This is a genomic window from Anaerolineae bacterium, assembly GCA_035529315.1.
Classification (GTDB): Bacteria; Desulfobacterota; Desulfobacteria; order Desulfobacterales; family ETH-SRB1; genus Desulfaltia.
On the sequence record DATKWZ010000002.1, the window covers coordinates 12,889 to 34,112 of the forward strand.

The 21,224-nt window shown below is 43.9% G+C and carries 18 protein-coding genes; 13 read left to right on the plus strand and 5 right to left on the minus strand.

Annotation, left to right across the window (positions count from 1 at the left end; translation table 11 throughout):
• Window positions 1–2 precede the first annotated feature (2 nt).
• Window positions 3–2,750 (minus strand): cation-translocating P-type ATPase, encoded by a 2,748-nt coding sequence (locus tag VMW78_00590; protein HUV49508.1) that lies wholly within the window; start codon window positions 2,748–2,750, stop codon window positions 3–5.
• A gap of 60 nt (window positions 2,751–2,810) precedes the next feature.
• Entirely contained in the window at window positions 2,811–3,893 is a 1,083-nt protein-coding gene (locus tag VMW78_00595; GenBank protein HUV49509.1) for a DUF4032 domain-containing protein, read from the minus strand.
• A gap of 169 nt (window positions 3,894–4,062) precedes the next feature.
• On the opposite strand from VMW78_00595, the gene VMW78_00600 reads away from it, so the two are divergent.
• From VMW78_00600 to VMW78_00625, 6 genes are all read left to right on the plus strand, one after another.
• Window positions 4,063–5,976 (plus strand): FAD-dependent oxidoreductase, encoded by a 1,914-nt coding sequence (locus VMW78_00600; GenBank protein HUV49510.1) that lies wholly within the window; start codon window positions 4,063–4,065, stop codon window positions 5,974–5,976.
• A 166-nt stretch (window positions 5,977–6,142) separates the two neighbouring features.
• Window positions 6,143–8,230, plus strand: coding sequence for an elongation factor G (fusA, locus tag VMW78_00605; GenBank protein ID HUV49511.1), 2,088 nt, complete (start codon window positions 6,143–6,145; stop codon window positions 8,228–8,230).
• 94 nt (window positions 8,231–8,324) lie between these two features.
• Entirely contained in the window at window positions 8,325–9,014 is a 690-nt protein-coding gene (locus tag VMW78_00610) for an AAA family ATPase (GenBank protein HUV49512.1), read from the plus strand.
• Between the two features lie 238 nt (window positions 9,015–9,252).
• Window positions 9,253–9,813, plus strand: coding sequence for a DNA-3-methyladenine glycosylase I (locus VMW78_00615; GenBank protein ID HUV49513.1), 561 nt, complete (start codon window positions 9,253–9,255; stop codon window positions 9,811–9,813).
• 58 nt (window positions 9,814–9,871) lie between these two features.
• The gene (locus VMW78_00620) at window positions 9,872–10,090 is read left to right on the plus strand and encodes a UXX-star (seleno)protein family 1 (protein ID HUV49514.1); all 219 of its coding nucleotides are present in this window, start codon (window positions 9,872–9,874) and stop codon (window positions 10,088–10,090) included.
• Between the two features lie 51 nt (window positions 10,091–10,141).
• On the plus strand, window positions 10,142–10,801 hold the full coding sequence (locus VMW78_00625) for a TIGR00730 family Rossman fold protein (GenBank protein HUV49515.1): 660 nt from the start codon (window positions 10,142–10,144) through the stop codon (window positions 10,799–10,801).
• 29 nt (window positions 10,802–10,830) lie between these two features.
• On the opposite strand, the gene VMW78_00630 is transcribed toward VMW78_00625, so the two are convergent.
• The 3 genes from VMW78_00630 to rfbB are packed head-to-tail and all read right to left on the minus strand — an operon-like array spanning window position 10,831 to window position 13,123.
• Window positions 10,831–11,274, minus strand: a complete 444-nt coding sequence (locus VMW78_00630; protein HUV49516.1) for a universal stress protein — start codon at window positions 11,272–11,274, stop codon at window positions 10,831–10,833.
• Between the two features lie 28 nt (window positions 11,275–11,302).
• Complete coding sequence (pyrF, locus tag VMW78_00635) at window positions 11,303–12,022, minus strand: orotidine-5'-phosphate decarboxylase (GenBank protein ID HUV49517.1); 720 nt, start codon at window positions 12,020–12,022, stop codon at window positions 11,303–11,305.
• 48 nt (window positions 12,023–12,070) lie between these two features.
• The gene (gene rfbB, locus VMW78_00640; GenBank protein ID HUV49518.1) at window positions 12,071–13,123 is read right to left on the minus strand and encodes a dTDP-glucose 4,6-dehydratase; all 1,053 of its coding nucleotides are present in this window, start codon (window positions 13,121–13,123) and stop codon (window positions 12,071–12,073) included.
• Between the two features lie 315 nt (window positions 13,124–13,438).
• Between rfbB and selA the strand changes: the two genes are divergently transcribed.
• The 7 genes from selA to cobA all read left to right on the plus strand — a co-directional run bounded on the left by selA (window position 13,439) and on the right by cobA (window position 20,806).
• Window positions 13,439–14,896, plus strand: coding sequence for an L-seryl-tRNA(Sec) selenium transferase (selA, locus tag VMW78_00645; protein ID HUV49519.1), 1,458 nt, complete (start codon window positions 13,439–13,441; stop codon window positions 14,894–14,896).
• A gap of 60 nt (window positions 14,897–14,956) precedes the next feature.
• Window positions 14,957–16,318, plus strand: a complete 1,362-nt coding sequence (locus tag VMW78_00650) for a tetratricopeptide repeat protein (GenBank protein ID HUV49520.1) — start codon at window positions 14,957–14,959, stop codon at window positions 16,316–16,318.
• On the plus strand, window positions 16,315–16,893 hold the full coding sequence (locus VMW78_00655) for a D-sedoheptulose 7-phosphate isomerase (protein HUV49521.1): 579 nt from the start codon (window positions 16,315–16,317) through the stop codon (window positions 16,891–16,893). The genes VMW78_00650 and VMW78_00655 overlap by 4 nt, the downstream gene beginning before the upstream one ends.
• Window positions 16,894–17,838, plus strand: a complete 945-nt coding sequence (locus tag VMW78_00660; GenBank protein HUV49522.1) for a hypothetical protein — start codon at window positions 16,894–16,896, stop codon at window positions 17,836–17,838.
• A 15-nt stretch (window positions 17,839–17,853) separates the two neighbouring features.
• On the plus strand, window positions 17,854–18,084 hold the full coding sequence (locus VMW78_00665) for a zinc ribbon domain-containing protein (GenBank protein ID HUV49523.1): 231 nt from the start codon (window positions 17,854–17,856) through the stop codon (window positions 18,082–18,084).
• Window positions 18,081–19,040: a hydroxymethylbilane synthase gene (hemC, locus tag VMW78_00670; protein HUV49524.1), complete on the plus strand. Its 960-nt coding sequence runs from the start codon at window positions 18,081–18,083 to the stop codon at window positions 19,038–19,040. The genes VMW78_00665 and hemC overlap by 4 nt, the downstream gene beginning before the upstream one ends.
• Window positions 19,041–19,276: 236 nt before the next feature.
• Window positions 19,277–20,806 carry a uroporphyrinogen-III C-methyltransferase gene (gene cobA / locus VMW78_00675; GenBank protein HUV49525.1) on the plus strand — a complete coding sequence of 510 codons (1,530 nt, stop codon included), beginning with the start codon at window positions 19,277–19,279 and terminating at the stop codon, window positions 20,804–20,806.
• Window positions 20,807–21,224: the final 418 nt, after the last annotated feature.

The following is a 21,224-nucleotide window of genomic DNA, read 5'->3' on the forward strand; positions in this document are numbered from 1 at the left end:
GTCTATGGCGTCACCTCTGTGAATTCTTTCTCCAGCCTGCGGATAACCAGCTTGGCAATCTCCAGGACAATGAAAATAGTGGCTGATGATAATATGACTATGGTCCAATCCGGCAAACTTAAAGGAAAGGTGTGAAACCGATCTTGAAAGAAAGGAATATAAAACAAAGGAATACACATGGCAAAGGAGGCTAAAATCGCCCAGCCCAACCATTTGTTGGTGAATATTCCGATTTCAAATATGGAAAGCCTATCAGAACGATAGTTAACAGCTTTAAAAAATTGGATAAAAATCAAGGTCATGAAAACTAAACTCTGAGCTTCAATTATGTTCTTGCCTGCCTCCAGTGCCCAGGAGAAAATTCCCACATTTATTATACAACTCCAGACACCGCCTATGGCTATTAAGGTGATGACCCGTGAGTTGAAAATACCCTCTTGGCGACGGCGTGGTCTCTGTTTCATAATATCCGGAGACATCGGGTCCACAGCAAGGGCAAGAGCAGGCAAACCATCCGTAACCAGATTTACCCACAAAATCTGGACGGCAATCAAGGGCAAAGTGCCACGAGGTATCCCTAACATGGATAGAGAACCGAAAAGAATAACAGATGTCATTAGCAATATCTCCCCGAGGTTGGAGGAAAGGAGATACATAAGGAATTTTTTTATATTATCATACACCCCTCTTCCTTCCTCCACCGCAGCTACGATCGAAGCATAGTTGTCATCGGCCAGCACCATTGCCGCTGTTTCCTTGCTTACATCGGTTCCTGTAATTCCCATGGCTATTCCGATATCAGCCTTCTTTAATGCCGGCGCATCATTTACTCCATCTCCGGTCATTGCAACAACATGTCCCTTTTTTTGCAGCGCCCCTACTACTCGCATCTTGTGGGCCGGGGATACCCTGGCATAGACCCTGATCTCCTCCACCACCTTGTCTAACTCATCATCACTCAGTTCATCCAGTTCTCTTCCGCTGATAGCTATGGCATTATCTTTCAACAGGCCTAGTTCCCTGGCAATTGCCATCGCAGTCAGCTTATGATCACCGGTAATCATTACCGATCTTATCCCGGCCTGGTCGCAAAGCCCAATGGCCTCTTTAACTTCCTCTCGAGGCGGGTCAATCATCCCGGCCAAACCCGCAAAAACCATACCCTTCTCTGCTTCTTCAGCCAACTCATCCCCGGATAACGGCTTGTATGCCATACCTAATACTCGCAGAGCTTGCTCTGCCATCTGTTTGTTTATTTCCAAGATTTGCCGCCTGTCCTGCTCAGTCAACCCCCTTTCCTGTTCGTCAATGTAAATGCGATCACAGGAATTTAAAATCACCTCAGGAGCTCCTTTAGAACAGGCCATCCAGCCCTTCAATGCATTGTGAATAGTGGTCATCCTCTTTCTTTCAGAGGAGAAAGGAATCTCGTTGATGCGGGTGAATTGGTTGATCAGGCTTCCTTGTTCTATCCCAGCCTTGGCAGCCGCTACTGCCAACGCCCCTTCAGTGGGGTCACCCTTGATCTGCCAGGCTCCATCGACCGTGACAAGTTGAGAGTCATTACATAAGACATTTATTTGCATCAGTCTTTGCAGATGGTGATCCTGGCGGGGATCATAGGAATTTCCGTGCAGATAGAAATCTCCTTTTGGTTCGTAACCTGCTCCGGTGACATCAATAATCCTGTTGCCAACGTAGAGCTTTTTCACCGTCATCTGATCCTGGGTTAAGGTTCCGGTCTTGTCCGAACAGATGAAGTCGGTGCACCCCAATGTTTCCACTGCGGGGAGGCGACGCATTAATGCATGCCGCTTTGCCATCCGCTGTACTCCGATAGCCAATGTGATAGTTACTACTGCCGGCAGGGCTTCAGGAACCGCCGCCACTGCCAGGCTTACTCCCCAGATAAAGGCATTCAGGATGTTATCAAATATGCCGATAACAATGCCTGCCACAGCTAATATAAGGCAGATAACCAAACAGGCAAAACCAAGCGCCTTTCCTATCTTGTCGAGGCTGATCTGCAAGGGAGTCGGAGGCGTTTTCACCTCCTGAAGCATATCGGCAATATGACCAAATTCAGTAGCCATCCCAATGCCGGTGACAATTGCTTTGCCTCGTCCATAGACCACGGTGGTTCCCATATGTACCATATTTTTTCTATCACCTGCCGGCACATCCCCGGAGACAACATCGGAGTTTTTTTCGCTTGAGACGGATTCTCCGGTCAAGGCAGCCTCGTTAGTCTTTAGATTGACGGCCTCAAAAAGACGACTATCTGCAGGTACACGGTCGCCGGTTCGCAGCAAAATTATGTCTCCAGGCACTATCTCCCTGCCGGGGATCTTTTTTTCCTTTCCACTTCTGATTACAGCCGCGGTATGGGCGGTCATTTTTTTAAGGGCTTCCAGAGCTTTTTCTGAACGGAATTCCTGCGCAAAGCCTAAGATGGTAGCAAAAAGAATGATAATAACAATAAGGATGGGATCCCAGACATCACCTTCTCCCCACGCTGCCAAAGCCCCGGAGATAATCGCCGCTATCAGAAGAATAATAACAAGAAAGTTTTTGAACTGCTCCAGAAAAAGAACCCAGGGGGGAACTCTTTTCTTTTTCTGCAATTCATTGGGGCCATATTCAACTAAACGGCGCTCTGCTTCCTCTTGGCTTAAACCTTTGGGAGTTGATTGTAAGGAGGACAATACCTCTTTTATTTCCAGGTTATTCCAGATAGTTCCTGCTTTCATAGCCACCTTTTGGAAGTAATCTTTTTGCCCCGCCCTTTATGGTTTTCCATTTTTAACTGTTCAGGCTCTGGAATATGTTGCACTATCCTGGCGGAACTCTTCAATGATTTCGTCGGTCAGGGACGGAGTAATTTGTGCAATAACTTCAATAAATGTCTCTGTAGCGACCTTATAATCTTGTTTGCCTGTATACTCCAGTTCGAATGCCAGCTGTGCAACCTTCTGGAACATATACTCGATATCGGCAGGTGTAAATCGATCGGTAAGAGCGGTGATTTGATCGATATCAACATCTCCTGTGTTGAGTCTGGCCAGATAGTATTTTAATATCGTTTTCCGGCCCTCATCATCCAATCCTCCAACAGGGATAATGCAGTCAAAGCGTCCCGGGCGGAGCAGCGCTGAATCCAGTTGCCGGATATAGTTGGTGGCACACACCAGCAGGATCTTGTTCCCCTGGTTTTTTAGCAAAGGGACCTGTTTCAGGAACTCGTTTGTGATTGATTTGTCAACGCGGGTAGCCATATCCCTGCTGGCCGCTATTTCTTCAAACTCGTCAATAAAAATGACCGCTTCTTCCAGTTGACGTGCTTTTCCCATGACATTGCGCAGATTAAGGCCAAGTTTGTCTGCCCCGTCAGCCATGAGCATGCTGGGCGCAATTTCAATATACCACCATGACAGGACCCCTGCTATTGCCTTCACAAAATGGGTTTTTCCGGTTCCGGGCGGGCCAAAAAAAATAATCGTTTTTGGAGGAACAACGCCGTGTTTTTTTGCAAGCTTTTCCTCTGTTAAAGGAAGGATGATCCTGTGCTCAACCAACTGCTTGGGCGGCTGGGAATCGGAAATGGTGCCCCATATTTCCCTGCTGACTGTCTGCGCCCCCATTTCGGCAAGGAGGTCGGGCTGCCTGTAAGCCATGAATTCCTTGTGAGCCTGGTCCATGTTTTCAATAAAATCTATGCAAGCGGTTCGCAGACCTATGTCGCGACCAAGTTTTTCAGACATAAACCACTTGTGTCGCAAAATTTTAGGCCAAAGCTCGGCAGCGACATCCGGGGCAAACTTCGAGTTGCTAAGCTCGAATATCTTGTCTGCACATGCTTTCGGTGATGGTGTGTCTGTATTATTTTTGTTCACGATTTACCTCCGGTGATTTACCTGTTTCCGAGCATCATTTCACCATTTAAATGCATTGTTTTCAGCAAAATTATGATATAAAAATTTTATAGGTTCAGCAAGTATAATTATAATGTCAACAAGCCTGTTTTATTAAACATCGGATAACTCTGATAACAGGAGATAAAAAATGAGCTTTTCTCATCTTTTTTCACCAGCCAAAATCGGCGAATGCTCTCTCAAAAACAGAATCATCATGGCTCTTTTCCCCACAAAATACGCCACAGAAAGCAAGGTTAATCCCAAAATAACGGAGTTTTACAGGGCAAGGGCAAGAGGCGGTGCTGCCCTTATTATTCTGGACTGTCCCTGCCTTGATTATCCAAGGGCATATAAAGGTCCACATGAACTCCGCTTTGATATGGAAGAATATGCGACAGGCATAAAGGAGCTCCTCAATGTCATTCACAAACAAGGCTCCAAGGCCTTTATGCAGCTCAATTATCCAAAAGAGAGGGTTGTCGGGCAGGAGATTGCCGGCGCCAGGGAAAAAGAAGGCGGCTGGGTTGTTTCTCTCGCTAATGCCATGTCTCTTGATGAGGCTGATGAGATACTTGAGATTATGGCCAACGGTGCTGGAAAAGCAAGAGAAACAGGTTACGACGGGGTGGAAATCCAGGCAAGCTATGGCGACCTTATTGCCCAGCTTCTTTCCCCTGTTCTTAACAAACGAAGCGATGACCTGGGCGGGACAATAGAGAACCGGGCGCTCTTCCTGACCCGATTGATTAAAAAAGTCAAAGCAGCGGCAGGCAGGGACTTCCCGGTGATGATAAAACTTGTCTGTGATGAATTTGTTCCCGGTGGATTGGGTATGGATGACAGCAGGAAGATAGCCGGACTTGTGGAAGATGCGGGGGCTGACGCCATTGTGGCAAACGCAGGCAACAAGTCCACGAAATTTATTACCATTCCCACCCACGAGTCTCCTCCCGGGCCATTGATCGATCTGGCTGCTCAGATAAAGAGGTCGGTCAGCATACCGGTTGTCGCCATAGGGAAGATAAACAGTCCTGACATGGCTGATAAGATTATTGGCCAGGGAAAGGCTGATTTTGTCGCTATGGCCAGAGAGCTGGTTGCTGATCCCGATTTTCCACAAAAAGCCGCATCCGGCAGAGTGGATGATATTAACAGGTGTGTCTTTTGCCTGGAAGACTGTGCTGAAAAAGGTGTCCCTGGAATTGGAAGATGCTGCACGGTTAATCCATTCGCAGGTCTTGAATATTGCTGGAAGGTTTCACCGGCTTCAAAGAAAAAAAGTCTGCTCGTAATCGGCGGCGGGCCAGGTGGCATACAAGCAGCCGTAATAGCTGACAAAAGAGGACATGACGTAGAATTATGGGAGCAGTCGGATCAGCTTGGTGGCCAGGCCAGGCTGGCTGGCATAGCCCCGTTTAAAGAAGAAATGTCGGAGATACTCCGCTATCTGAAACACTCTCTCAATAAGAGCAATGTCCGGGTTCGACTCGGACACAAGGCCGATCTTACTGAAATTATTGCTCTTGCTCCGGACGTGGTTATTGCGGCTACCGGTTCACGTTCGAGGCGTCCCCCTGTTCCTGGAATCGACTCTGATCTTGTAACAGATGCCAGGCAGGTCTATGAGAGCCGGGCAGTCACCGGCCAAAAGATAGTCATTATCGGTGGAGGTGACATCGGTTGTGAGACAGCGGACTGGCTTGCCGGCCATGAAAGGAAGGTAACAATAGTGGAGATATTGCCCAAGCTGATTACCGGAATGAAAAAAATCCCGAGAGAACGATTGTTATCAAGGCTTTCTGAAAAAAAGGTCGACGTTTTTATTGAAACTCAGGCCACTTGCATCAAAGAAAACACTGTACGCCTCAGAAACAAGGATCATGAGGAATTGAGCATAGAGGCAGACATGGTAATCATTGCTATACGTCCGGAGTCTGAAGACAGCCTGTTTCAGGCTCTAAAAAATAAAAGGAAACAGGTAATCGCTGTGGGTGATGCCGCATCACCGGGCAATATCGGTTCGGCTTTAAGGAGCGCCACCGAAGCGGCGCTGAAGATCTAATCAAACACAGGGCCGTTTATTGGCTGTTTATTGGCTTGACAAAATGATTTAGCATGTTTATTTAATATAAAAAGTTATACCGAAATAGACAGCAAAAAATCTCGCATCTGGTATAAAGTTTCCAAGTGCGGGGTTTTTTATTTTTTAGAGAGGAAAAAAAGCATAAATGGAATACGATATTCAAAAAGTTAGAAACATAGGTATCAGCGCGCACATTGATTCAGGCAAAACCACCCTTACTGAAAGGGTTCTCTTTTATACAAAGCGTATACATGCCATTCATGACGTCAAAGGGAAAGACGGCGTAGGAGCAACCATGGATTCCATGGAGCTTGAAAAGGAGCGCGGAATTACTATAGCTTCGGCAGCTACATACTGTTCATGGCAGGACCATGATATTAATATTATCGATACTCCGGGCCACGTTGATTTCACAATTGAGGTTGAACGATCTCTCAGAGTTCTTGACGGCGCCATACTGGTACTGTGTTCTGTTGGAGGCGTTCAGTCCCAGTCAATTACCGTTGACATGCAGATGAAAAGATACAAAATTCCATGCATTGCCTTTATCAACAAATGCGACAGAAGCGGCGCAAATCCTCTTCGCGTAATTAATCAACTAAAGGAAAAACTGGGTCATAATCCAATAGCGATGCAGATCCCGATCGGGATTGAAGCAGATTTTACAGGAATTATTGACCTTGTTTCCATGAAGGCAATCTATTTTGATGGCGATAACGGAGAAAATGTTCGCATAGAAGATATTCCGGAAAGCCTTCTTGACGAAGCCATGGAAAAACGTGAAGAGCTTATTGATGCTGCTTCCATGTATTCAGACCAGCTTACAGAAGCTATTCTGGAAGAAAAAGAAATCTCCGAAGACCTGATTTTCGATGCGGTGCGCAATGGAACTCTGGCACGTGAAATGACGCCGGTTTTTATAGGATCGGCTTATAAAAACAAGGGGGTTCAACCTCTCCTTGACGCTGTAGTAAATTTTTTACCATGTCCGAGTGATGTTCAAAACGAGGCTATTGACATGGATAAGAATGAAGAATCGGTAATTATAGATAGTGATCCGAAAAAACCGGTTGTTGCTCTGGCCTTCAAACTGGAAGACGGCCAGTATGGCCAGCTGACATACATACGAGTATATCAGGGAACCCTTGCCAAGGGCTCTTCCGTCATTAACATACGCAACGGCAAAAAAATTAAAATCGGCAGGCTTGTACGTATGCATGCAGACCAGATGGAGGATATTGAGGCCATACCTGCCGGATATATCGGAGCCCTGTTTGGGATAGACTGTATTTCCGGAGATACATTTGTTGCTCCAGGGCTGAATCTCAGCATGATATCAATGTTTGTGCCCAAGCCCGTGATTTCCCTTGCTATTGCCCCAAAGAGCAATAATGCCAGAATCAATATGTCAAAGGCTTTAAGCCGGTTTACCAAAGAAGACCCTACCTTCAGAACTTATGTGGATGATGAAACCAATGATACTATTATTGAAGGCATGGGTGAGCTTCACCTTGAAGTATATGTTGAAAGAATGCGCAGGGAATACAACGCCGAAGTAACAACAGGCAGGCCTCGCGTGGCTTACAGGGAAACTATTACCAGGATGGCCGAATTCAACTATACACACAAAAAACAAACAGGCGGCGCCGGGCAGTATGGCCGGGTTGCAGGTTATATGGAACCTGTTGTTGACGAAGACTTTGTATTTGAAAATAAAGTCGTTGGAGGCAGAATTCCATCTCAGTTTATTGCCTCGTGTGAAAAAGGTTTTAAGGGATGTGTTGGAAAGGGGCCCAAAATGGGCTTTCCTGTTACCGGCGTAAAGATAGTTATTAATGATGGGGCGTCGCATTCTGTTGATTCTTCTGAAATGGCGTTCCAGGCAGCAGCTCGCGGTGCCTTTCGTGAAGGATATGCAAAGGCCGGAGCGGTTATTCATGAGCCGATAATGAAAGTGGTTGTTGAAACACCTACTGAGTTTCAGGGTTCAGCCATGGGTCTTTTGAATCAACGAAGGGGAATGATTATAAGTTGTCAGGACGAAGGAACCATTTGTGTTATCGAAGCTCAGGTGCCATTAGCTGAAATGTTCGGTTTTTCAACTGTTTTAAGGTCATCTACACAGGGCAAGGCTCAATTTACCATGGAATTTGCCCATTACAAGCAGGTGCCTCAATCTATTGCTGAAGAACTAATCGAACAGGCGGCAAAAGAAAAAAAGGCCGCATCATAAATCCTGCTATTTTTACCACAGAGCACACAGAGACCACAGAGAAATAGAAGGATAAAAAAACAAATTAATTTATTACAAAAAAGGGAATTTAAACATGACAAAAAAGGATGTTAGCCTCTACAATCCGTTAAGCCTTATAGGTTATGAAACCGAAAATATCATCTCTGAAGGAGGGTTTGGAGCCGTGCTTGCACGTGCCGGTGTCGGTAAAACAGCTTTTTTGGTGCAGATTGCAATGAGTGCCCTTGTTCAAGGTAAAAATGTTCTCCATATCAGCCTCGATAATCCTGTAGACAAGGTTAGTTTATGGTACAAAGAGGTTTTCAACAATCTTGTAAACCAATGTAAGACAGACAGGCTATGGGAAAGTATATTGCCGCACAGATTTATCATGACCTTCAAGGTTGGGGGCTTCAGTGTTCCTAAACTTGAAGAAAGACTAACAGATTTAACCGAGCAGAATATATTTTCTCCGGATATGGTGGTTATTGATGGGCTTCCCTTTGATGAATCAACGCAAAATTCTTTTTCTGATTTAAAGGTTCTTGCTAAAAAACATTCAATGCATGTCTGGTTTGCGATACGCATACACCGTCATGAACAGCAGGACACGAACGGTATGCCTATCCCTTTTTCTAAAGTGGCTGATCTGTTTGATGTTGCCATCCAGCTTAAACCTGAAGGCAAGGAAATACATGTGCTGACCTTAAAAGGAAGCGCTAAAACTGTTGAACATCCTTCATTGCTCTTAGACTCTTCTACAATGATGATAAAAAATTCGTAACTATTCAGCCGCAGATTCACCCCAGTACGATCATCTGACCTACGAGGCAGGCACAGATAAATACAGACAGGTTTAAACACAAAGAAATTACAGAACATTAAGAATTATATTATAATCTTCGCAAAAAGTGCTGACCATCTTAAAAGCCATGTCGAATTTGGGGATTATGATGTCATTGACATTTTGTCATCATTATGAAATATTATCAGGAAGATAAAATTGCTTTATGGGCCCTGGTATGAAACAAAGATGCAAATGGGTAAGCACAGATCTTCTTTATATTAAGTATCATGACAATGAGTGGGGTATTCCGTTGCATGATGATCGAAAATTATTTGAGCTTCTTATACTTGAAGGAATGCAGGCCGGACTAAACTGGATAACCATCTTGAAAAAGAGACAAAGCTTCAGGAAGGCATTCAACAACTTCGATGTCGAACAAATCGCAACGTATGATTCCAATAAAATTATTCAACTACTCTCCAACAAAGGCATTATTCGCAACAGGCTGAAGATTGAGGCCGCGGTTCAAAACGCAAGAGCATTTCTATCAGTTCAAAAAGAGTTCGGCAACTTTGATACATATATCTGGCGGTTTGTTGACGGCAAACCGATAAAGAACGCATGGAAAACTCATGAGGAGATTCCTTCAAAAACAGATAAGTCGATAACCATGAGTATTGATTTGAAAAGGAGAGGGTTTAAATTTACAGGTCCTACAACCTGTTATGCCTTTATGCAGGCTGCAGGAATGGTCAATGATCATGCTGTTGATTGTTTCAGGTATCATGAGATCTAAAAAAATAAAAACCTTATTTTAGACCACATAACTTGCAAAAGCTAAGGAGGAATAAGCCATGGCGGAGAAGGTTATTATCTTTGGGAAAAATACTTGACCTTACACAACAGCGGCTCGTGAAGCTTTTGTGAAAAAAGGCAGGGAAGTGGAATATTTTGACGTTTTATCAGATATCGACAAACTAAATACAATGCTTAAATATTCTGATGGAAGGCGGAAGGTCCCGGTTATTGTTGACCAGGGCAAGGTGGCCATAGGCTTTAATGGAAGATCGTGAGGCGTTTAGGCAATGCCGACTGTATGCCGGCAATGATATGGGTAATTACTTATGAATAATAGGGAAAAACAGTTTCTTGTCGACGACATTAAAACAGGCGAAGCATGGCGTCTCTTCAGGATCATGGGTGAATTTGTTGAAGGGGTCGAAACTCTTTATGACGTGGGAGTTGCGGTTAGCATATTCGGGTCGTCCAGAATAAAGCCCAGTGATCCGATTTATAAAAAAACCGAGGAAATCGCCTCTCTTTTTGTAAAAAATGATTTTGCGGTAATTACGGGCGGCGGTGGGGGAGTTATGGAGGCGGCAAACAAAGGAGCGGCCATGGCAGGTGGGGTTTCTGTCGGGCTGAATATTGTTCTTCCGTTTGAGCAAAAACCAAATCGGCATTCCAATATTAAGCTTGAGTTTAAGTATTTTTTTATCCGCAAGGTGATGTTTGTTAAGTATGCCACCGCTTACATAATAATGCCCGGAGGTTTCGGAACCCTGGACGAACTGTTTGAATCAATTACACTGATTCAAACCCATCGCATAAAACCATTTCCTGTAATTCTTGTTGGTTCAGACTACTGGTCCGGGCTTATAGAATGGGTTAAATCCCGTTTGCTCGAAAATAAAATGATATCACTGGAAGATCTTGATATTTTACAAATCATAGATGATCCACAAGAAATTGTAAAAGCAGTAAAAAGGGTGGTGATTGTCTGATCTGAAGCTGTTGCTGCTCGCGAACCTCATTACGTACGGCTGCGAACTATCATAACGGAGCAATGAGCTCTATGCACAACCCTCTTTGCTACGCTGCCGAATAAGACAAACCCCATGCCCGAGAGTCCGTAGGCTCCCATTATCGCAAGATCTATACTGTTTTCTTCAAGAAAGGTTAATATTTCAGAAGAAACATGCCCGTTTAGAACGACGAGTTCATAATCAATGTGATCTGCCAGCCTGCTGCCGTATTCCTGTTGCATACGTTCTTCCAGGTTCAAGATCAATGCATTGCTGTGCTCAATCGGCAAAACCCATTCGGTTTCCGTTGTTAACGGATTGATTACCGGGGGCAATACATGAATCAAAAAAAGTTTGGCCTGGTATTTCTCTGCCAGATCAAAAGCTTGCACAAAGGCTGCTTCCGCATTCGTGGAAAAATCTGTACAAAAAGCGATTGTTTTTATTGACATAGTATTCTCCTTTTAAAGATGTTGCCTGTTATAAAACCGCATCAATTTCCTTTGCAATACGAATAGCAGCCTCCTGCGGATTCTCTGCATCCCTTATCGGTCTTCCGATCACCAGATAGTCGGATCCGTTTTGAATTGCCCCTGCAGGTGTAATTATGCGACGCTGATCATCCTTTTTCACGCTGCCGACAGATAACCGTATCCCCGGAGTAACAACAGTAAACCCTTTCCCAAATTTTTCCTTTATCATTCCGACCTCGAACCCTGAGCATACAACGCCCGAGCAGCCAGCGTCTCTGGCGGCAGCGGCTCTTTGCATAACAAGCATTGATATATCGGAGGCAAATTCCGGCCGAAATCCCGCGGCAAGGATATCTTTATCTGAAACACTTGTCAGGACTGTAACCCCAAGCACTCCAACCTTTCCTTTGCTTCCTGCAACAGCTGCTTCAAGCATCTCTTTCGTCTCTCCGCAATGAACCGTCGCAAAGGCAACGCCGAGATTCGCGATGCTTTCCATCGCTCTAAAAACAGTTTCCGGGATATCATGAAGTTTTAAGTCCAGAAATACTCTCGTTGATCCGCAATCTTTTATATGCCTTATTATTTCAGGCCCTGAGCTGATAAAAAGTTCCAGCCCAACCTTGAACATACCTACATGCTCTGAAAGAAGTTTTACAAACTGTTTTGCCTCTTTTAGAGACGAAACATCAAGCGGGAAAATTATATAATCTTTTGCATGTTTCATAACAACCTGCTTATAAATGTTTAGGATTTTATCAAAAAGTTCTACCTGCTACCACTCATACTGCCGCTTGATCCAAGACATATATTCCCCGCTTATAACGCTCTCTATCCACCCTTTATTGTCAAGATACCATTTAATGGTTTTCTTTATTCCGGTTTCAAACGATTCAGCAGGAACCCAGCCAAGTTCTGATTGCAGCTTGCTGAAATCTATGGCATACCTTTGATCGTGGCCGGGCCTGTCCTTTACAAAAGCAATTAAATCTCTTCTCGGCCTGTTGCCGGGCTTCGGGGCCAGTTCGTCAATCATGTCGCATATAATCCTTACTACATCTATATTGCGCATTTCGCACCTGCCGCCTATATTATATGTTGCACCGGGTTTTCCCTTTCGCATAATCAGCCAGACAGCTTTGCAATGATCGGCTACATATAACCAGTCCCTTACATTCAGGCCCGTTCCATAAACCGGAAGCGGTTTTCCTTCAAGCGCATTTAATATGGTAAGCGGTATAAGTTTTTCCGGAAACTGGTATGGGCCATAATTGTTTGAACAATTTGATATGGTTACAGGCAGATCGTATGTTTTGCCGTATGATCTTACCAGATGATCCGAGGCGGCTTTGGAAGCAGAATAGGGGCTGTTCGGGCTGTAAGGCGTTTTTTCGGTAAAATAGCCGCTTTCTCCAAGTGAGCCGTAAACCTCGTCAGTGCTGATATGGTGAAAAAGGATTATTTTATCCTGAAAAAACCTGGCCAGCTCCAGCAGGTTAAATGTTCCAATAATATTTGTTTTGATAAAGGCGTCCGGTTCTACAATGGATCTGTCAACATGTGATTCAGCGGCAAAGTGACATACAGCGTCAATCGAAAATCTTTCAAAAACCATGCGCATGGCTTTGGGGTCGCATATATCGGCCTTTACAAAATAATAGCGCTCGGGGAACTGCTTATCAATTTCAGCTAAGTTTTCAGGGTTGCCGGCATAGGTCAATTTGTCCACATTGATTATCCGGCCTGTAAAATCGGTCTCTCCAAGCACATATCGGATAAAATTTGCGCCGATAAATCCGCAGCCTCCTGTGACAAGAATATTTTTCATGTTTTTCAAATGTCTCGCTGTTTTGCTGTAATTGAAAGTCTGATTTTGCTTTTTTGAAACTATACTTGTAAATAAAATTTTATATCAGATTTTAATATAAAAGTATAACTTTTAAACTTGAGCTGCTATTAAAAGAAATCTATTGAAATGACTTATAAATAGATGATATGAAATCAATTTGCCACAGAATGCAGAGAGGTCGGCGACAACTGTTTAACTCAGGTTTTGCACCCTTTTTATTTGATGAACTCGTAAAAAGTCAAAAAACCACTTTTTGCGAACCATGTTAAGTGTTAGGTGGTAAGTGTTAAGAGTATGATTAAACAGGCAAAAAAGAGAGTATCGGAAAAAATGAAATTAAATGAAAAAAGGCAGTCTTTTTTAAAAATGCTTCCCGGGGTTGATCATATCCTTGAAATTGCAGGGACGAAACCGGTATTTGAAGATATTCCAAAATCTGTTCTGGTTCGCTGCGTTCGTTCGGTTATCCAGGATCTCCGTATAATTGTTCTTGACGATAAAATGGAGATTAAAGAGGAAGAGCTGTCTGAAACTACGATTCTTGATAAGATAAAAGCCTGCGTACAGGATGCCATGACTCCGAATCTTTTGCGTGTAATTAACGCCACCGGCGTTGTTATGCATACAAATCTCGGCAGATCAATACTTGCTGCTGAAGCTGTTGAGAACCTGTCTCTTATTGCCGGCAGCTATTCGAACCTGGAGTTTGATCTGTCAAAAGGTGTGCGCGGTTCGCGATATAGCGCTGTTGAGGATATACTATGTGAAATCAGCGGCGCTCAGGCAGCCATGGTTGTAAATAATAACGCAGGAGCTGTCCTGCTCTGTCTGGAAACAATAGCAAAGGGCAAAAAGGTTATTGTATCAAGGGGGGAGCTTGTTGAAATCGGCGGTTCATTCCGGATTCCGGACGTGATGGAAAAAAGCGGCGGAATTTTAAAGGAGGTCGGCACAACAAACCGCACTCATCTAAAAGACTATGAATCTGCGATAGAAAGCGACACAGGACTTATCTTAAAGGTGCATAAAAGCAATTACAGTGTGGTGGGTTTTACGGCTGAGGTTTCTGTTAATGATATGGTTGAGCTCGGGAAGAAATATCATATTCCTGTCATGGAAGACCTGGGAAGCGGAACCTTTATTGATTTTTCACAATACGGCATGTTAAAGGAGCCCACTGTCCAGGAATCTGTGGCAACAGGTGTGGATGTTGTGACTTTCAGCGGAGACAAGCTCCTTGGTGGCCCGCAAGCCGGTATAATTGTCGGCAAAAAGGATATTCTTGACCGGATAAAGCAAAATCCCCTTACAAGGGCGCTGCGGATAGACAAGCTGACACTTGCAGCCCTGGAAACCACTCTGCGCCTGTATCTGGACAAAGACAAAGCAGTTGCCGCGATTCCTACTTTGAGGATGTTGACCCTTTCTTATGATGACATCGAAAAAAAGGCGGTCCAGCTTGAAAATATGCTTAAAAACATTAACGATGCCCGTATTTCTATTAAGCTGATTGATCTGTCTTCGCAGGCAGGAGGCGGAGCGCTTCCGCTTCTTGACTTGCCCAGCAGGTGTGTTGGTGTTAATGTGAAAGGGTTGTCGGTTAATGCCGTTGAAAGATACATGCGTAACAATATGCCTCCGATCATAGGAAGAATAGAGGATGATTTGTTTATCATAGACCCCAGAACCATACAGGAGGATGAATTGCAGTTTATAGAATCAGCCTTCTCCGGCATGGTTAGAGATTTTTGAACCGCAATAGCGAGCGGATCGAAAAATCTTCAATTTTGTTTAAGCTCAAAAAATCTGATCATGAAACACAATAAACAAAAATTATTTTACGACCGCAGCTTAACCCATCAATTTCTATTTTCCAGAACAGATTCCAAACAGATGGCTGATAAGGCAGATGCCGGGCTATCTCTTGATTTGGATGAACTGAAAAGAGAATTCCCGGATATTTTGCATAATAGATCTTTGATCGATCATGCCATGGAATCTCTTGATTCTTTATCGCAGTTTGGAGCAATGGTTGTCCAGATTGACAGGCCATCTCATAAGGACAAACCAGATATAAACCAGGCAGATATAAACCAGACTTCAAACATCCTGCTTGATGTTGCCAAAACAATCGACCTTATATGCAGAAGTAACAATGGTATCTGGGGACAGACAGGAAGCAGTATGTTTGGATGTTTTTTTCCGGAAGCCGACGAATACCTTTGCCAGGACATTGCGGAAAAGGTTAAGCGCAATGTCGCAGACAGTCAAAACAGAACAGTTACAATCGGAATAGCATTATATCCAACTATTAATTTCCATAAAGGCAAAATCCTTGACAACGCACACAAGGCGCTTCATCATGCCGCCTTTTTCGGCCCGGGCAGCTCTGTGTTTTTTGATACAATCAGCTTAAATATAAGCGGCGATCGTCTGTATCAGGAAAATGATATTAATGAGGCGATTGAGGAGTTTAAAACAGCGCTTATGCTTGACCCGTTAAATGTAAATGTTCATAATAGTCTTGGAGTATGTTACGGCGTCCTGGGAGCTTTTGAAAAGGCACTGGAACATTTTGAGCAGGCAATTCAAGTTGACCCCAAAGAGATTATGGCCTTATATAACGCGGGAATTGTAAACACCTTGATAAACAACAAGGATAAGGCTCTTGAATTGCTGCTCAAAGCAGAGAGTATGGGGGAGGATGTATTTGAAGTGGCACTGGCGGCAGGCAAACTTTATCTTGAAAAGGAAGAATTCAGCAAGGCAAGACCTTTACTTGAAAAAGCCGTAGAACTCATGCCAAAATCAGGGACAGCCTTTAGATACCTTGGCGAGTGTTATGCGGCAGTTCAAATGACAGATGAAGCGGTTCGCGCATATAAAAAGGCAATAAGGCTAAATCCAAATGATGCTTATTCGCTGTCTGCGCTTGGCCATCTTTTTGATCTTAAGGGAGAAAATCCTGAAATTGCTACAATATTTTGCCGACAAAGCATAGATATTGCTCCTGAAAACGGCCTGTTCATAAACAGACTCGGCAGGCTTTATTTAAAACAAAATCAGCTCAAAGAGGCTTTAATCGAGTTTGAAAAAGCACACGATCTTGGATATGACTCAATGGAATTTATCAAAAAAATTCAAGATATGTTACAGGACGAACAAAATAGATGAGAAATATAATCTTAAATATACTTGAAGAAAGCATTAACGTTAAAGCCGGGTTTATTAAAGGCAATATTGATCTTATTGTCAAAGGGGCGGAAAGGCTTGCCTCATGCGTTGCATCCGGCAAAAAGATTCTTATTTTTGGCAATGGAGGCAGCGCCGCGGATGCTCAGCATATTGCGGCGGAATTTATCAACAGGTTTCAAATTGAGCGGCCTCCGCTTGCAGCAATAGCCCTTACAACAGACACCTCTGTAATCACAAGCATCGGGAATGATTACGGCTTTGATGAAATATTTTCAAAACAGATAAGGGCGTTCGGCAAAAAGGATGATATTGCATGGGGTATCAGCACCAGCGGGAATTCAACTAATGTAATAAAGGCTATAAATGCGGCAAAAGAGATCGGGCTCTTTACAATAGGCTTTACAGGACGAGGAGGTAAGCTGGCCGAATGCGCTGATATGGCATTTGCCGCGGAATCGGATAAAACAGCAAGGATTCAGGAGGCGCATATTACACTGGGGCATATATTTTGCGATATTGTAGAAAGAATCATTTTCCCTGAAGGGTTTGTTTAAATGCCGAATTCATTTATACCAATAGACTTAACAAACCTGAAAACATATCCGCTTGCAAATCGAAAAAGCAAGGTATCTGCTGCTGATTTTGCGGAAAAATGGACAAGGGGATCATCTTTTAAGGATTTTCTGGACTCTTTGCCGAATATACTTGCCGGCAGCCATATCAAGGCGGTTATTTCTTCAATCGCATCCGCGTATAAAATGGATAAAACCATTGTTCTGGCAATGGGGGCTCATGTAATCAAGGTCGGGCTTAGCCCTGTTGTGATAGACCTCATGGAGCGCGGTATTATTAATGCTGTTGCAATGAATGGAGCGGGAATTATTCATGATTTTGAAATCGCCATGACAGGCCGGACATCGGAAGATGTTGCAGCAGCCATTGGAGACGGCAGTTTCGGGATGGCTGCTGAAACCTGCGACTTTTTAAGCAATGCAATCACCATGGCCGGTAAACAATCAAAAGGGCTCGGAGAAGCCGTGGGCATATCGATTGTTGAAAAAAGCCTGCCGTTTATGGAGAAAAGCATCCTTGCGGCAGGAGCCCGTTTAGGCATACCTGTTACAGTGCATGTTGCCATTGGAACAGATATAATTCATATGCACCCCGGCTTTAATGCAGAGGCGGCAGGCGGAGCGAGCCACAGAGATTTCAGAACACTTGCCTCAGTGATAAGCGGCCTGGATGGAGGCGTTTACCTGAATGTCGGCTCTGCGGTAATACTGCCGGAGGTTTTTTTAAAGGCAATTACACTTGTAAGAAATCTTGGCCATAAGGTGGATAATTTTACAACAGTCAACATGGATTTCATAAAGCAATACCGTCCTGTGACAAATGTTGTCAACAGGCCTACGGCCGAAGGAGGGCAGGGCTTTAATCTTGTGGGTCATCATGAAATCATGTTGCCCCTTATAGCTGCCGGTGTGATTGAACAAATTTAATCTGAGGGAATTATAATGCCGATTTATGAGTATCATTGTAATAATTGCGATAAAAATTTTGAACTCCTTATATTCGGAAAGGAAAAACCTGTTTGCCCTTCCTGCAAAAACAAAAAGGTAGTAAGATTGTTATCTGCATGCGGATTCATGAGCAAGGGAAGTAGTGGCGAAACTGTAAAGGCATCTGCGTCTGACTCGTCGTGTACCGGCTGTGCGGCCGCCAGTTGTTCAACATGCGGTCATTGATGAAAAGAAAAATTAAAATCGGGACAAGGGGAAGCAGGCTGGCGCTCTGGCAAGCCGGATGGGTACAAGAAGCTCTTTATAAAAAAGATCCACTTTTGTCTGTTGAAATTGAGATCATAAAAACCAAAGGCGACAAGATCCTTGATGTGCCTCTTGCCATGGTTGGAGGCAAAGGGCTTTTTGTCAAAGAGATAGAGGAAGCTCTTTTAGACGGACGTATTGATATTGCCGTGCACAGCATGAAAGACATGCCTGCTGAAATACCGGACAGACTGTGCATAGGCGCAATTCCGCAGCGTGAAATATCGCAGGATGTTTTAATATCTCAAAACGGGCTTTCTTTTTCAGAGCTGGCGAAAGGGGCCGGCATAGGAACAAGCAGCCTCCGTCGCAGCGCCCAGCTTCTGCATGCAAGACCGGATATCAAAATACTGCCCCTTAGAGGTAATCTTGACACCCGCCTTAAAAAGCTTGAATCCGGCGATATGGATGCGATTATACTTGCCGCAGCAGGGGTAAAAAGGCTTGGTTTTGAACACAAGATCACCGAACACCTTGATGAAAATATAATGCTGTCTGCTGTTGGTCAGGGCGCCCTGTGTATTGAAACCAGGGAAAAAGATACGGATATTGCGCGGGTTGTTGCCTGTCTGGAACATTATCAGACAAGAAGGATAGTTTCAGGCGAACGAGCATTTTTAAATTACCTGGAGGGCGGCTGCCAGATTCCGATTGCAGGTCATGGTAAAATTGAAAATAATATCTTTACAATAACCGGGCTTGTTGCAACCGTTGATGGAGTGACTGTAATAAGGAATACAATGTCAGGCCCTGAAGAAGATTCGGAAAAGGTTGGAATAAAACTGGCAGAAACCCTTCTTTCAATGGGCGCCGGGAAAATACTGGAAGATTTGAAGAATAATTTTAACAATTCAGCTACAGATACACACAGATAAACGCAGATAGATTTAAATACAAAAAAAACACATAGCCGTTCACGGCTTGAAATTTGAAATTGGAAAGTAGAAATTCGGGAAGACCTGGCTGTATACAAACCGGTAGAAGCGTTATCCGATAAAGTCAGGTTGCTATCAGATAATACGATAGCATGAAGGCCGAATTTCTATTTTCTAATTTCAACGTTATGTGATCTCTGTGGTAAAAGTTTTATGCAATATATTGGAATATTACGATGAAAGAAACTAAAGGTAAAGTATATCTGATCGGGGCGGGCCCTGGCGATCCAGGGCTTATTACAGTAAAAGGGTTGGAATGTATTGAGAAGGCAGATGTTGTAATTTATGATTATCTTGCGTCTTCGATGTTTTTACAACACGCCAAAAAGGATGCCGAAATTATCTATGTTGGCAAAAAAGGCGGGGATCATACTCTGCCTCAGGACAAAATCAGCGCCCTGATAGTGGAAAAAGCAAAAACCGGTTTGATTGTTGCCAGGCTGAAAGGCGGAGATCCCTTTATATTTGGTCGCGGCGCTGAAGAGGCGGAAGAACTGATTAAAGCCGGCATCTCCTTTGAGGTAGTGCCTGGCGTGACATCTGCAATAGCTGCTCCGGCCTACGCTGGAATTCCGCTGACCCATAGAAACTTTACCTCTACCGTTGCTTTTGTAACAGGTCATGAAGACCCGACCAAAGAAGAATCAAGCATTAACTGGGCTGCTCTTGTAAAGGGGATAGGCACTATTGTGTTTCTGATGGGGGTTAAAAACCTTCCGCATATCACAGACAGGCTTGCATATCACGGTATGAGCCATGATATGCCGGTGGCGCTGGTAAGATGGGGAACAACAAACAAACAGATGACGGTTACCGGAACGCTCGATAATATTGTTGAGCGTGTGAAATCAGCCGGCCTGAAGTCGCCTGCAATAATTGTAGTGGGCGAGGTGGTAAAATTAAGAGAGACAATGCAATGGTTTGAAAACAGACCTTTGATGGGAAAAAGAATCGTGGTGACCAGAGCTCGGGAACAGGCAAGCGAACTTGTTAAAATTCTGTCTGATCTTGGAGCGGAATGCCTGGAATGCCCCACCATAAAGGTTTTTCCTCCAGCCGACGGGAAACCGCTTGATACGGCAATAGATAACCTTTCCTTATATGACTGGCTTATTTTTACAAGCGTAAACGGCGTAAACTTCTTCTTTGAGAGTCTTTTTAAACAAAACAGGGATGTGCGGGCTTTTAGCAATCTTCGCACTGCATCCATAGGGCCTGCAACCGCGAAAAGGATGTTTGATTTTGGATTAAAAAGCGATATTGTTCCTGAAAGCTACGTGGCCGAGTCTATCATCGAGGCATTTGCACGGGAAGATATAAAAGGGAAAAGGGTTCTTCTGCCGCGAGCAAAGGAGGCACGGCCTATTCTTCCGGTAGAGCTGGCAAAAATGGGAGCCATAGTGGATGAGGTAACCGCGTATCGCACCGAAAAGGTTTGTGATAATGTTGACGCTTTGATGGCTGGGCTGGAACAGGGAACTATAGATCTTATAACATTTACAAGCTCATCTACTGTAAAAAATTTTCACGCGCTTATTCCGCCCGAGAAGTTTAATGACCTGATGAAAGGCGTAACTATCGCCAGCATAGGTCCGATAACCACTGATACCGCAAAAGCTCTGGGCTTTGATGTTCATATAGTCGCCGAATCATATACTATACCCGGACTATGCGAGGCGATTAAGCAATTCTATAATCAGAAATAAACTCTTTATCTCGAACCTTCTCTGCCGCTAAATCTCCCCCTCCACCTTTTTCTCGTTTTGTTTAAGATCATTCAGGGCAACGGAATTCCTGTGATAACCCATCGAAAAGATAACAAATTAAATTGACTTGTATATTCGTTTAATATACATAGCCAAAGATCAAAGATTAATTTCGGTCTGTTTTTGAACCTCAAGCAGGAGGATCAGGTGACCAAGGATTACAAAAAAAATAAAGCCCCATTTCTTCAGTAATATGAAGGATGGGGCTTTTTGCTTCACAAATCTTGACATGAAGCTATGGACAAAACAAGGATTTATTATGTCTGATATTGTAACAATAGAAGCTATTACCGGTAAAATACATCTGATCCGTGGAATGAAGGTGATGTTGGATGCTGACCTTGCCGAGCTTTATGGG